This is a genomic window from Microlunatus elymi (genome assembly GCF_007362775.1).
GTDB classification, from domain to species: Bacteria; Actinomycetota; Actinomycetes; order Propionibacteriales; family Propionibacteriaceae; genus Microlunatus; species Microlunatus elymi.
The window spans coordinates 4,454,870-4,468,059 of sequence record NZ_CP041692.1 but is presented as its reverse complement, the minus strand read 5'-3'; the positions used below and the strand labels follow the sequence as shown (position 1 = coordinate 4,468,059).

Below are 13,190 nucleotides of genomic sequence, written 5' to 3'. Positions count from 1 at the left end.
CTGTGCGGGTGCTGGAACCGTTCTCCGAGGCCGACCAGGCCGCCGTGCACGCGCAACTCGGCCGGGTGCCGCGGGCCGTCGTCGGGGTCGCGCATCGCTGTCCCTGTGGGAAACCGGCGGTGTTGGCGACCGAGCCGCGGCTGCCGGACGGGACGCCGTTCCCGACCACGTACTACCTGACCTGCCCGCGCGCGACCGCGGCGATCTCTCGGCTGGAGTCCGACGGCCGGATGGCCGAGATGACCGATCGGCTCGCCGACGACGCCGAACTGGCCGAGGCCTATCGGGCTGCCCACCTGGCCTATCTGGCCGACCGGAAGTCGTTCGGTGACGGGCCGAGCGCCGACGTGCCGGAGATCGACGGAGTCAGCGCCGGCGGCATGCCGACCCGGGTGAAATGCCTTCATGCGTTGGCCGCACACGCGCTCGCCGTCGGACCGGGTGTGAACCCGTTCGGCGACGAGGCGGTGGCCGCGATCGGCGAATTCTGGCGTTCACCGTGCCTGTCCGACGTGATCGAGGAGCAGTCGTGACGAATACCCGACGGGCAGCGATCATCGACTGCGGCACCAACACCATCCGGTTGCTGATTGCCGACGACGACGGTCGTGGCGGACTGACCGAGGTCGACCGACGGATGGAGATCGTCCGGCTCGGCCAGGGCGTCGACGCCAAGGGCGAATTCCACCCCGATGCGATGCGTCGTACGTTCTCGGCCGCGGATCGGTATTCCGCACTGATCCGTGAGTACGAGGTCACGCCCGACCTGGTCCGGTTCGTGGCCACCTCGGCCACCCGTGATGCCCGGAACCGGGAAGCCTTCTTCGCCGGCATCGAACAACGGCTCGGCGTCACCCCCGAGGTGATCAGCGGCGACGACGAGGCCCGGTTGTCCTATGCCGGCGCGGTGTCCGGAGTTGCCGACGCTCAGGCTCCGGTGCTGGTGGTCGACATCGGCGGCGGTTCCACCGAGTTGATCATCGGCGACGCCGACCAGACCATGCAGCACGCGGTCTCGCTGGACATCGGCTCGGTACGGCTGACCGAACGCTACCTGCGCAGCGATCCGCCCGATCGGCAGCAGCTGTCGGCCGCAGTTGATCATGTGGATCGACTGCTGGACGGCGAGCCGATCGACTGGACGAGCGTTCGGACCTGGATCGGCGTCGCCGGCACGCTGACCACACTGGCCGCAATTGATCTTGACCTGTCCGACTACGACCGGTCGCTGGTGCACACCCACCGGATCGCCGCTGCCGAGGTGATCGCGATCGCCGACCGGCTCGCCGGGTCCACGGTGGAGCAGATCCGTGCGTTCGGGTCCGTTCACCCGCAACGTGCCGATGTGATCACCGCCGGCGCCTTGATCGCGGCTCGGATCGCGGCCCGACTGCCGAGCCTGGAGCTGGTCGTCAGCGAATCGGACATCCTCGACGGCACCGCGATGGAGCTGTTGCACGGGCCCGATCAAGGATCCGATCAAGAAAGGGAGCATCGGTGACCACCTACGCCATCACCGTCGTCGCCACCGACCAGCCCGGGATCATCGCCCGGGTGGCCGAGGCTCTGGCCACCGAGCAGCTCAACCTGGCCGACTCGTCGATGACGGTCCTGCACGGGCAGCTGGCGATGACGCTGATCTGCGCCGGCGACACCGAATTGGAGCGGGTGCGCTCGGCGATGAACGCCGCAGCCGGCGACGACCTGATCATTCATGTCCATCCGGTGCCCGACAGCGGTAGCGCCGCCGTGGCCGGATCGCCCTACCTGTTGACCGTGCACGGCGCGGACCGGCTCGGCATCGTGGCTGCGTTGACCGGCGTGATCGCGAACGCCGGCGGCAACATCACCGACCTGAGCACCCATCTGGCCGGCGAGCTGTACGCGCTCACCGCCGAGGTCGACCTGCCTGCCGACGCCGAGCTGTCCGAGGTCCGTACCGAGGTCGACGCCGCCGCGGCCCGGCTCGGTGTCGACGCCTGGTTGCAGCCGGTCGAGCAGGACGAGTTGTGACGGCGTTGGACATTCCGGACTGGTCTCAGCTGCTGCCAGCGGGTCGGGTGCTGCAGGTGGTCCGTGCTCCCGACCGGGTGTTGTCCCGGCCCGGCCCCGAGCTGGATCCGACCGCGCCGGACACCATCCAGCTCTGCGCCGATCTGGTCGCCACCATGCGGGTCTCGCCGGGTTGCGTCGGGCTGGCGGCGCCGCAGGTCGGGGTCTCCGGGCAGGCGTTCTGCATCGATGTCGCCGACCATCCGAAGACGCGTACCCATCACGGTCTGATCGTGCTGGTGAACGCGACGGTCGTGCAGTCCAGCCGCAACGAGAAGGCCCGCGAGGGCTGCATGTCGGTGCCCGATCTGACCGGGGACGTGAAACGTGCCAGCAGGGTCACCGTCGCCGGTCTGCTGCCGGTCACCGGCGAACGGGTCGAATTCAGCACCGACGCGTTCGAGGCGCGGGCACTGCAGCACGAGATCGATCACTGCAACGGCCGGATCTTCCTCGACCGCGTCGCGGGTGCGCACGCGCTGCACGCTCGGAAGGTTTACCTCGAAGCGCCGAACGAACACCGAGCGGCAAACCGGCCCGATTTGCCCGAAGGCTGACGATCCCACCTACTCTGGGCTGGATGTTTGCGGGGATCGATCGCAGTCAGCTGATCAGACTGCTGGTACGGGGCGTACTGACCGTACTGGTCTGCGGGCTGCTGGCGGCCCCGCTGGCAGCGATCTGGGGCCTCGGACACGCCGAGATCACCGACTATCTCGGGGCCAACCGGGCCACCATCGCCGTCGACTACACCGGCGAGACCCGGATCGATCTCGGACCGCTGGGCAACGCCTACCTGCCGCTGTCCTACGGCCCGGTCGGCCTGACGCTGACCATCCACGGGGTGGTCGAGCCGGCGACCGGTGGATCGCTGCTGTCGACCCAGACCCTGCAGTCCTACCTCAACCTGTACAACGATCCGGCCGAGGCGATCACCGGCATCCGCGACCAGCTGGTGACCAGTGCGATCAGTCACGCGGTGGTGGCCGAGATCGTGCTGGTGTTGATCATGATCGGCTGGACCCAGCGGCGACATTTCCTGTCCGCGCGGCTGGTCCGGATGAGTCGGACCCGGTACGCGGTGGTCAGCTACTTCGTGGTGATGATCATCACCGCCACGGTCACCGTCGCCCCGCCGGCGACCGCGCCCACCGCGCGCTATCCGGTGACGATCGCCGACGACACCCGCTTCGACGGGATGACGGTGGACTCGCAGTTGTTGGCCGACGTGCTCGACCGCGGCGTCAAGGGCGTACGGAAGATGGCGGCCCGGCAGAACGCCCAGATTGACGCGTACGTGGACAAGACGAAGGAGAACCTGGTCAACCAGACCAGCAAGATCCCGTCGCCCGCACCCGGCGAGCAGATGATCTTCGGCATCAGCGACCTGCACTGCAGCCTGGCGATGACCCGATTCTGGAAGGTGCTGGTCAGCCTGAGCGATCCGGCGATGGTGTTCAGCAGCGGCGACGACACCATGAACGGGACCGCCACCGAACGGACCTGTGTGGTGTCGGAGCGGGCTATCGCCGGCGACCGGCCGTTCATCGACGTCGGCGGGAACCATGACTCGCCGATCACCGAGCGGCAGATGAAGGCGGCCGGCGCGACCGTCCTCGACGGCAAGGTGACCAAGGTCGACGACGTCCGCTTCCTGGGCGATGACGATCCCGAGTACAACCCGCCGTTCAGCACCGACCGGGTGCAGGAACGGTCGGAAACCGAAGAGCAGTTGGGCAAACGCATGATCGACACCGCTGCCGGACGGAACGTGGACGTGATCATGGTCCATCAACCGGCGGCCGGTCGGGTGGTCGCCGACGCGAAGAACCCGCCGACGAAGCTGGTCGCCTGGGGCCACATGCACATCCAGGAAGGCCCGTACGTGAACACGCACGAGGACGGTTCCTGGACGGTGGCCATGCAACTGGGCACCGCGGGCGGGGTCGCGCCGCCGACGATCACCTCCTTCAGCACCCCGTTCAGTACGCCGCGGACCTCGGCCGACGGTTACTTCTTCTTCCGTGATCTTGAAACCGGGTTGATCACCGGCGTGCAACCGGTGCACTGCCTGCCCGACGGCTCGGTGATCATCGACAACCGCATTCCGACCGGTGACCTGGCCGACCTGCCTGCGCAGACTCGAGGCCGGCTGGGCGGCGACGAGGCGGCCCCAAACGCATCGGGCCGGGCGGTCTCGCCGAGTCCCTCCGGTACGAACGCTCCATCCTGAGCATCACGGATGGGTGCCGCCGGACGCTACGATCACCGGCAGCGCTCCCGTAGCCCAACCGGCAGAGGCAGGCGGCTTAAACCCGCCGCAGTATGGGTTCGAATCCCATCGGGGGCACCCGCAGTTCGGCGTCGCGAGAGTTCTGCTGACCCGGCTCGACCAGCTGGTCGATGCTGCCGATCAACTCCCGCAGCGCCGGCAGCGCCGCCGAGATGAGTTGCTGCCAGCCAGGGTGCAGCTCCTCGAACGAGGTCCGCAGGATCCGGGAGTTGGTGGCGTGCCAGCGGCGTACGGCGGTCTCGCCGTCGGCGGTCAGCGACAGTTGCACCGTACGCCGGTCATCGGGGTTGCTGCTGCGGGTCACCAGACCGGCGGCCTGCAGTCCGTTCACCAGCGTGGTCACCGAATTGGGCGCCAGATGCAGATACCGGGCAATCCGTCCCGGCCGCGCGCCCGGGTTCTCCGCCACCGCCGACAGCAGCTCCAACTGAGCCACCGAGAGTTTGTTGCCGGGGTCGGCGGACCGGGCGGCGCGTCGCATCGCGCGTCGTAGCCGGGCGACCGCGTCGGCCAGGTCTCGTTCGGTGTCGTTGTCGCGCGCCCTGTTGTTCCGCACAGCATGGTCGTCCTGCACCAGATGCCTCCATTTCCTACCGGAATAATAGTGAATCACATGCGGGCCGGGTCGGCGCTCGCGTCCCAGTCGGTGACAGAACGGCCGACGGGCCTGACAGACTGTGTCCGTGGACCTTCGCTATGGCATGAACCCCAATCAGCCGCACGCCCGGATCGAACCGGTCGGCGATCGGCTGCCCTTCGAGGTGTTGTCCGGCGCGCCCGGATTCATCAACCTGCTGGACGCGCTGAACTCCTGGCAGTTGGTGGCCGAGGCAGCGGCCGCGACCGGCCAGGTCGCGGCGACCTCGTTCAAGCACGTCTCGCCGGCCGGTGTCGCGGTCGACGGCGACGTGCCGCCGTTCCTGCTGGACGTGCTCCGGGTGGACCAAGATCAACTGTCGCCGGTCGCGTCGGCCTACCTGCGGTCGCGCAGCTCCGACCCGCGGGCCTCGTACGGTGACTTCATCGCGATCAGCGGCGTGGTGGACGAGTCGGCCGCGCAGTTGATCAAGAAGGTGGTCTCCGACGGGATCATCGCCGCCGGCTACACGCCGGAGGCGCGGGAGATCCTGTCCAGCAAGCGTAAGGGCTCCTACCTGGTGCTGCAGGCCGATCCTGCCTATCAGCCGCCGGCCACCGAGACCCGGGAGATCTTCGGCGTCCGGCTGATCCAGGACGCCGACATCACCCCGCTAACCATCGAGTCCGAACTCGGTGAGGTGATCGTCGGTTCGGTCGACGACGCCGGCAAGCGGGATTTGATCTTGGGACTGATCGCGCTGAAATACACCCAGTCCAACTCGGTGGCCTACTCCCGCGACGGACAGGTGATCGCGATCGGCGCCGGCCAGCAGTCCCGGATCGCCTGCACCGCGCTGGCCGGCGAGAAGCTCGCCACCTGGCTGTGGATCCAGCACCCGCGGATCCGCGAGGTCGCCGCCGCGCAGAAGGGCCAGGACCGGCTGAATCTCTTGTACGCCTTGGCTCTGGGCGATGCCGCCGGTGCCGGCGAGTTGATCAAGGACGCGTTGACCGACGACGAACGGCAGCAGATCCTGGCCGACACCACCGGCATCAGCTTCACCTCCGACGGCTTCCTGCCCTTCTCCGACAACGTCGAGGAGGCCCACAAGTACGGCGTCTCCACCATCGCCGCGCCGACCGGTTCGGTCCGCGACGACGCCGTCTTCGACCGCTGCCGCGACCTCGGCATCAGCTTCGTCAAGACCCCTCGGCGCTATTTCCATCACTAGCTAGTCTGCGCGGTCGGGTTGGGTGCCTGCTGCCGCGATTTACGCTGGCGGCTTCCGTTCCGGGGGACGACCCCCGGACCCCCGGGCGTGGTTGCGTTCACGGTCGGGTCGCCGCGGCGCCTCCGCTGCGCGCGGCACCGGTCTCGCGCTGGGGCGCTCGACGGGCGTGCGTAGGTTGCGTTGAGGTGTCCGGGTTTTCAAGATCAACTTGCTGGTCGGTCCCTGGCGTTTGTATCGAAGCTCCCGAGCACCCCGCGCCGCTTTTCAGGTCCCTGAGCTTGCCGAAGGGCCCTGGGTTTGTCGTAGGTCCTGAGCTTCTCGAAGGACCGGTAACGCAACCGCGGCCCTCCTCGCGGGCCGTAGGGCTACTCTGCGGTGACCACGGACGGAGGAGGATGATGTCGGCAGAGGGGGTGGCATCAACCTGGCAGCAGGTTCGCGATCAGCACGTGCTGTACGAAGATGATCTTGTGCTGGTGATCGACAAGCCGGGCGGGATCGGGTTGGTGGGGGAGCGGCACGACACCGATCTGATGCAGCAGGCGCGGGATGCCGGCGAGTTCGTGATGCCGGCCCACCGGATCGACAAGGTGACCAGCGGGCTGGTGCTGCTGGCCCGTGACCAGCAGACCCACGCGATGCTGACCCGCCAGTTCGCCGACCGTACGGTGATCAAGGAATATCTGGCCGTCGTCCGCGAGCCGGGGCTCGGTGACCACGGTCGGATCGATCTCCCGCTCAGCGTCGGCCGCAAGTCCCGGGTCCGGGTGGCGGCCAACCGCGACGACATCACCGAGATCGAACCCGGCCACTGGACGGTCCCGGCGGGCCGCGTCTTCGATCACGTCCGCAGCTATCCGGCCAGCACCGACTTCCGGACAGTCGCCGAGACCGAGGATCACGCCGCGCTGGCGCTGCGGCCGCACACCGGACGACGCCACCAACTGCGGGTCCAGTTGGCCTGGATCGGCCACCCGATCGAGGGCGACCCGTTGTTCTGCAAGCCGACCGGTCCGCGGACCCATCTGCACTCGTGGCGGTTGACCTTTGCCCACCCGACACAAGGCGAGCTGACCGTGACCGCCGACCCTGTCGAGGCGTTCTGGCAGCCGCTCGGCGGCCCCGTACCGGAACTCACAGGCAACCCATAGCAACCCTCGGTCGGCCGTCAGCCTCGCCACGTAGACTGACCGCAGCCGACCGAGGCGTCGGCCGATGAACAGTGAGGACACTCCATGTTGCGTAGTTCGAACCCCGTTCTTTCGCGGAAGGACGCGTTCACCCCCGCTGCTCCTCAGTACGGCCAGCCGTCGTACGCGCCCGAGCAGGGCTTCGGCCAGCAGCCCTACCCGCAGCAGGGTTACGGCCAGCCGCCGTACGGCAACGACGGTCAGCCGGTCGAGCCGGCCGAGGGTCGGATGACGTTCGACGACGTGGTCAGCAAGACGATGATGACGCTGGCCGTGCTGGTGGCCGGTGCGGTCGCCAGCTGGTGGGGCGTCAGCTCGGGCGTGGTGCCGCCGGTCATGGTCTGGCCGGCCATGATCATCTCGGCGATCGTCGGTTTCATCACCGTGTTCGCCGTCACCGCCCGGCGCAAGGTCAACCCGGCCTTCGTGCTCGTCTACGCGGCGATCGAGGGCATCTTCATCGGCATGCTCAGCCTGATGTTCGAGCGGCTCTACCCGGGCATCGTGATGCAGGCCGTGATCGGCACCTTCGCCGCCGCCGGCGTGACCTTGGCCGCGTACAAGATCTTCAACATCCGGGTCACTCCGAAGTTCCGCAAGGTGGTCATCCTGGCCACCATCGGCTTCGCGGTCGCGATGCTGATCAACCTCGTCTTTGCGCTGTTCGGGATGAATCTCGGACTGCGCGGCGTCGGCGGCTTCAGCATGCTCGGGCTGCTGTTCTCCGCGATCGGTGTCACCCTCGCGGTGCTCAACCTGGTGCTCGACTTCGACTACATCGAGCAGGGCGTCGCCCAGGGAGCCCCCGCCAGCGAGTCCTGGCGCGGCGCGTTCGGCCTGACCGTCACCATGGTCTGGCTCTACGTCGAGATCCTGCGGATCCTGTCCTACCTGCGCCGATGATCATCAACTGACCACGAACGGGCCGAGACTCAGCGGAGTCTCGGCCCGCTCTGTTTCCGGCTAGGGTCGCCTCGTGGAGTACGTGAACTCGCTGATCGAACTGGTCGGCAACACCCCGCTGCTCAAGCTGTCCCGGGTCACCGACCGCGGCGACGCCGAGGGGCCGTTGGTGCTGGCCAAGGTCGAATACCTCAATCCCGGCGGCTCGGTGAAGGACCGGATCGCGGTGAAGATGATCGACGCGGCCGAACGCGAGGGGAAGCTCAAGCCCGGCGGAGTGATCGTCGAACCGACCAGCGGCAACACCGGGGTCGGGCTGGCGATGGTGGCGCAGGCCCGCGGCTACCGCTGCATCTTCGTCTGCCCGGACAAGGTCAGCGAGGACAAGCAGAACGTGCTTCGCGCGTACGGGGCCGAGGTCGTCGTCTGCCCGACCGCCGTCGACCCGGAACACCCCGACTCCTACTACTCGGTCTCGGATCGGCTGATGCGGGAGACCGAGGGCGCCTGGAAGCCGGACCAGTACAGCAATCCGAACAACCCGGCCAGCCACTACGAGACCACCGGCCCGGAGCTGTGGCGGCAGACCGAGGGTCGGATCACCCACTTCGTCGCCGGCATCGGCACCGGCGGCACCATCTCCGGCACCGGCCGCTACCTCAAGGAGGTGTCCGACGGCCGGGTGCAGATCATTGGCGCCGATCCGGCCGGCTCGGTCTACTCCGGCGGCAGCGGCCGGCCGTACCTGGTCGAGGGCGTCGGCGAGGACTTCTGGCCGGACAACTACGACCGGCAGATCTGCGATCGGGTGATCGAGATCTCCGACGCAGACTCGTTCGCGATGACCCGCCGGCTGGCCCGGGAGGAGTCGCTGCTGGTCGGCGGATCGTCCGGGATGGCCGCCGCCGCCGCGGTCCGGCTGGCCGCCGAGCTCGACGACCCGGATGCGGTGATCGTGGTGTTGCTGCCCGATTCCGGCCGCGGCTACCTGACCAAGATCTTCTCCGACGTCTGGCTGGCCCGGTACGGGTTCGCGCCGCGACCGGACGCGGCGGTCCGCACCGTCGGTGACGTGCTGCGGGAGAAGTCGGGCAATCTGCCGACCCTGGTGCACACCCACCCGAACGAGACGGTCGCCGAGGCGGTACAGATCCTCCGCGAGTACGGGGTGTCCCAGATGCCGGTGGTCCGGGCCGAGCCGCCGGTGATGGCGGCCGAGGTGGTCGGCTCGGTCAGCGAACGCGGCCTGCTCGGCGCCCTGTTCAACCGCTCGGTGCAACCGGCCGCGGCGGTGGAGTCGGTGATGGAACCGGCGCTGCCGATGCTCGGCGGCTCCGAACCGGTGCACGCCGCCGTCGAAGCCCTCGTCGACAACGACGCTCTGCTGGTCCTGGAGGGCGGCCGGCCCGCCGGCATCGTCACCCGGCAAGACCTCCTCACCGACATCTGACGCACCGCTGTATCACCGGTGATACGGTGTCCCCATGGAAGCTGTCACGGTCCGGGAGCTCCGAAACCACGGCGGCGACGTGCTGGATCGGGTGGAGCGGGGCGAGACCCTGCTGATCACCCGCAACGGCGTCGAGGTCGCTGAGATTCGCCCGCTTCGGCGACGCAGTCCGCGTCCGGCCGAGTTGATCGAGCGCCGACGGGGCATGCCGCAGGTCGATCCGATCAAGCTCCGGCGGGACATCGATGCTGTGATTGATTCAAGTGTGTGAGCGACCGTTTCAACCGGAGTCAATGAATGGGAAGAGTGCCGGTGATGGCTGAACCCGGCCTACGCCCAGATCGCGGAATGCTCGACACCTCCACTGTCATTCTGTTGGGTCGGTTGAGCGAACCGCAGGAACTGCCGGACGATTGTGTAGTCAGCGCGGTGACCGTCGCGGAGTTGTCGGTCGGACCGCTCGTCGCCGACACCGATGAGGAGCGCGAAGCGCGGCAAGCGCACCTCCAACAGGCGGAATCGGACTTCGACACGATCAGCTTCGACCGTAGCGCTGCGCGCGAGTTCGCTGCCGTAGCAGCCTCGCTGCGACGCTCCGGGCGGAAGTCGAACGCGCGGGCGTACGACGCGCTGATCGCGGCCTCTGCCATCGCCGAAGGGCTACCGCTGTACACCTGCAATCCCGACGACTTCGAAGGAATCGAACGGCTTGACCTGCGCCCCGTGCGCCATCCCGACGGCTGATGCCTGCGTCGTTCTCTACTACGCTGCGTCGGTGTGAAGGGCTGCGTCGTGAGGGATAGGGCATGATCGTCGGGTTGAGCCTGGTGGTGATCGGGATCGCTGTGGTGACGACGATCTGGGGCCTGGTGTCGATGGCCGTCGGCAAGCCGCCGGGCAACCTGCAGTTCTACTGGTCGTTCCTGACCGAGCTCGCGGTGATCGTGCAGTCGGTGGTCGCGTTCATCACCATGGCGCGCGGCCACTGGCCGGCGGAGACGGCGACGTCGATCGGCTACCTGATCGGGCTGCTGGTGCTGATGCCGGCCGCGATCTGGTGGGCGGTCTCCGACCGCAGCCGCTACTCCGGGCTGGTGATGACGATCGCCGGTGCCGCGATCGCGGTGATGACACTGCGGCTGCTGGACATCACCGGAGCGCTCGGTGGCTGAGCAGAACCAAGATCAACAAACTCGGCCGGCCACCCGGCGCGGACCGGGGCGGGTGCTGATCGCCGTCTACGGCCTGTTCGCGATCGCCGCCAGCTCCCGGGCCGGCGTCCAGCTCGCCACCCAGTTTCACGAAGCCCCGTTGGCCTATCTGCTGTCGGCGCTGTCCGGAGCGATCTACATCCTGGCCACGATCGCGCTGGCGCTGGGGAATCGGGTCGGCCGCACCCTGGCCTGGATCGCGATCAGCTGCGAACTGGTCGGCGTGCTCGCGGTCGGCACCGCCAGCCTGGTCGACCCGGCCGCGTTCCCCCAGGCCACGGTCTGGTCCAGCTACGGAATCGGGTACGGGTTCGTGCCGCTGGTGCTACCGTTCATCGGGCTGTACTGGCTGTGGCGCACGCGCGATTGATCATCAACGCGCGCTCCTGCTCGTTGCCCACCAACTCGGCGGCCCGGCGGAATTCCTCGGCCGCCTCGTCGCCCCGGTCGAGCTTGGCCAGCAGGTCGCCGCGGACGCTGTGCAGCAGGTGATAGCGCTCCATCGCCGGCAGGTCGCGGAGTTGATCAACCAGCTGCAGGCCCGCCGCCGGACCGTACGCCATGCCCAGTGCGACCGCCCGATTCAGCTCCACCACCGGCGACGGTGACACCTCGGCCAAGGTCTCGTAGATGGCCGCGATCATCGTCCAGTCGGTGTCCTCGGCGGTGAGCGCGCGGGCGTGGCAGGCGGCGATGGCAGCCTGCAGTGCATAACTGCCGCGAGCACCGCCGAGTCGATGGCACTCGTCCAGGGCCTGCAGCCCGCGCACGATCAACAACCGGTCCCAGCGGGAACGCTGTTGATCAAGCAACAGCACCGGATTACCGTCATGATCGGTACGAGCATGCAGCCGCGACGCCTGCAGCTCCATCAACGACGTCAGCGCGAACACCTCGGGCTCGGTCGGCAGCAGTCCGTACAGCATCCGGCCGAGCCGCTGCCCGGTGATGCACAGTTCGGGCCGCATCCAGTCGTCACCCGCGCTGGCCGCGTACCCCTCGTTGAAGATCAAGTAGATCACCGACAGCACCGTCGGTAGCCGGTCCGGCAACTGGTCCGCGGTCGGTGCCTCGAAACCGATCTCCTTGCTGGCAAGGGTTTTCTTGGCTCGTACGATGCGTTGGGCGATCGTCGTCTCGGTGCTCAGGAACGCCCGGGCGATCTCCGCCGTGGACAGGCCGCCGACCACCTTGAGGGTCAACGCGACCCGGGCGTCGGGACCGAGTACCGGATGGCAGGCGGTGAAGATCAACCGCAGCAGGTCGTCGCCGATCTGATCATCGAGTCGGTCGTCGACCGCGCCGTACGGATCTTCATGATCATCAAGCTCGGCGCCGATGATCTTGAGCTTGTCCCGCAGTGTCACCTCACGCCGGATCCGGTCGATCGCGCGTCGTTTCCCGGTTGTCATCAGCCAGGCTCCCGGATTGCGTGGGATGCCCTCGACCGGCCACTGTTCCATCGCCGCCAGCAGGGCGTCCTGCGCCACCTCCTCGGCGGTGCCGAGATCACCCAGCAGCCGCGCCAGCCCGCTGATCAGGCGGGCGGCCTCGATCCGCCACACCGCCTCGATGCGTTCGTTGACCTCGTCCAGCGTCACCCGGCTCACGCCCACACGATACGCACCTGGACTGCGGTGATCAGTCGAGATGGCGGGCGTCGTTGAAGCCGTTCAGCGTCCACCGGGGGTGGTCGGGCTCCGGGTCGTGCTGCCAACGGGTGAGGCTGGTGTTCTCGGGATTGATCCGTACCCGCGTCGCGGTGGCGCCCAGCCCGAACGCCACCGCGAACGACACGTCGATCACGCCGCCATGGGTGACCGCCACCACCCGCTGATCGGGATGCCGGTCGACCAGGGAGGTCAGCGCGGAGCCGACCCGGGCCAGGAAGGTCGCCCAACTCTCACCGCCGGTGGCGAACTCCTGGTAGGGGCGTGCGGTCAGACTCTGCTCCATCCTGGGCCAGCGCGCCGACCAGTCGTCGTGGGACAGCCCGTCGGCCTCGCCGACCCGCAACTCCTGCAACTCGTCGTCGTCCTTGATCGGCAGATCCATCGCCTCGGCGACGTAGCGGGCCGTCTCCTGCGCGCGGGGCAGGGTGCTCGCGTACAGCACGTCCGCGGTGGCCTGCTCGGCCCGTAGCCGGTCACGCAGCAGCTCGGCCTGACGTCGACCGAGGTCGGTCAGGCCGAGATCGCCGCGCATCCCGCCGACGACCGGATTCACATTGGCGTGGGACTGGCCATGACGGATCAAGATCAGTTCGGTCGGCATGTGACC

16 protein-coding genes and 1 tRNA gene are annotated in these 13,190 nt (G+C 68.0%); 14 read left to right on the top strand and 3 right to left on the bottom strand.

Annotated elements, in window-relative coordinates:
• Nucleotides 1-8: 8 nt before the first annotated feature.
• From FOE78_RS20325 to FOE78_RS20300, 6 genes are all read left to right on the top strand, one after another.
• Entirely contained in the window at nt 9-533 is a 525-nt protein-coding gene (locus FOE78_RS20325; RefSeq protein ID WP_143987890.1) for a DUF501 domain-containing protein, read from the top strand.
• Nucleotides 530-1,501: a Ppx/GppA phosphatase family protein gene (locus FOE78_RS20320; RefSeq protein ID WP_143987889.1), complete on the top strand. Its 972-nt coding sequence runs from the start codon at nt 530-532 to the stop codon at nt 1,499-1,501. The genes FOE78_RS20325 and FOE78_RS20320 overlap by 4 nt, the downstream gene beginning before the upstream one ends.
• Complete coding sequence (locus FOE78_RS20315; protein ID WP_143987888.1) at nt 1,498-2,013, top strand: glycine cleavage system protein R; 516 nt, start codon at nt 1,498-1,500, stop codon at nt 2,011-2,013. The genes FOE78_RS20320 and FOE78_RS20315 overlap by 4 nt, the downstream gene beginning before the upstream one ends.
• The gene (locus FOE78_RS20310) at nt 2,010-2,609 is read left to right on the top strand and encodes a peptide deformylase (protein WP_228265918.1); all 600 of its coding nucleotides are present in this window, start codon (nt 2,010-2,012) and stop codon (nt 2,607-2,609) included. Before FOE78_RS20315 ends, FOE78_RS20310 begins: the two co-directional genes overlap by 4 nt.
• Nucleotides 2,610-2,632: 23 nt before the next feature.
• Complete coding sequence (locus FOE78_RS20305; protein WP_143987887.1) at nt 2,633-4,285, top strand: metallophosphoesterase family protein; 1,653 nt, start codon at nt 2,633-2,635, stop codon at nt 4,283-4,285.
• A 43-nt stretch (nt 4,286-4,328) separates the two neighbouring features.
• Nucleotides 4,329-4,402 (top strand) — tRNA-Leu (locus FOE78_RS20300).
• Here the strand turns inward: FOE78_RS20300 and FOE78_RS24610 are convergent.
• The gene (locus FOE78_RS24610; RefSeq protein ID WP_143988975.1) at nt 4,362-4,826 is read right to left on the bottom strand and encodes a MarR family winged helix-turn-helix transcriptional regulator; all 465 of its coding nucleotides are present in this window, start codon (nt 4,824-4,826) and stop codon (nt 4,362-4,364) included. The two genes, FOE78_RS20300 and FOE78_RS24610, sit on opposite strands and share 41 nt — an antisense overlap.
• A gap of 202 nt (nt 4,827-5,028) precedes the next feature.
• Between FOE78_RS24610 and FOE78_RS20290 the strand changes: the two genes are divergently transcribed.
• The 8 genes from FOE78_RS20290 (at nt 5,029) to FOE78_RS20255 (ending at nt 11,280) form a co-directional block, all read left to right on the top strand.
• Entirely contained in the window at nt 5,029-6,156 is a 1,128-nt protein-coding gene (locus FOE78_RS20290) for a 5-aminoimidazole-4-carboxamide ribonucleotide transformylase (protein WP_210414693.1), read from the top strand.
• Between the two features lie 413 nt (nt 6,157-6,569).
• Nucleotides 6,570-7,307: an RluA family pseudouridine synthase gene (locus FOE78_RS20285; RefSeq protein ID WP_210414692.1), complete on the top strand. Its 738-nt coding sequence runs from the start codon at nt 6,570-6,572 to the stop codon at nt 7,305-7,307.
• An 84-nt stretch (nt 7,308-7,391) separates the two neighbouring features.
• Nucleotides 7,392-8,249 (top strand): Bax inhibitor-1/YccA family protein, encoded by an 858-nt coding sequence (locus FOE78_RS20280; RefSeq protein WP_143987885.1) that lies wholly within the window; start codon nt 7,392-7,394, stop codon nt 8,247-8,249.
• Between the two features lie 73 nt (nt 8,250-8,322).
• Nucleotides 8,323-9,699, top strand: a complete 1,377-nt coding sequence (locus FOE78_RS20275; protein ID WP_143987884.1) for a cystathionine beta-synthase — start codon at nt 8,323-8,325, stop codon at nt 9,697-9,699.
• A 34-nt stretch (nt 9,700-9,733) separates the two neighbouring features.
• Nucleotides 9,734-9,970, top strand: a complete 237-nt coding sequence (locus FOE78_RS20270) for a type II toxin-antitoxin system Phd/YefM family antitoxin (protein WP_143987883.1) — start codon at nt 9,734-9,736, stop codon at nt 9,968-9,970.
• 44 nt (nt 9,971-10,014) lie between these two features.
• Complete coding sequence (locus tag FOE78_RS20265) at nt 10,015-10,443, top strand: type II toxin-antitoxin system VapC family toxin (protein WP_210414691.1); 429 nt, start codon at nt 10,015-10,017, stop codon at nt 10,441-10,443.
• A gap of 62 nt (nt 10,444-10,505) precedes the next feature.
• Nucleotides 10,506-10,871, top strand: coding sequence for a hypothetical protein (locus FOE78_RS20260; protein WP_143987882.1), 366 nt, complete (start codon nt 10,506-10,508; stop codon nt 10,869-10,871).
• Complete coding sequence (locus FOE78_RS20255) at nt 10,864-11,280, top strand: hypothetical protein (RefSeq protein WP_143987881.1); 417 nt, start codon at nt 10,864-10,866, stop codon at nt 11,278-11,280. Before FOE78_RS20260 ends, FOE78_RS20255 begins: the two co-directional genes overlap by 8 nt.
• On the opposite strand, the gene FOE78_RS20250 is transcribed toward FOE78_RS20255, so the two are convergent.
• Entirely contained in the window at nt 11,243-12,520 is a 1,278-nt protein-coding gene (locus FOE78_RS20250; RefSeq protein WP_323125699.1) for an RNA polymerase sigma factor, read from the bottom strand. The genes FOE78_RS20255 and FOE78_RS20250 overlap by 38 nt on opposite strands.
• 31 nt (nt 12,521-12,551) lie before the next feature.
• Nucleotides 12,552-13,184: a histidine phosphatase family protein gene (locus FOE78_RS20245; protein WP_143987880.1), complete on the bottom strand. Its 633-nt coding sequence runs from the start codon at nt 13,182-13,184 to the stop codon at nt 12,552-12,554.
• Nucleotides 13,185-13,190 lie beyond the last annotated feature (6 nt).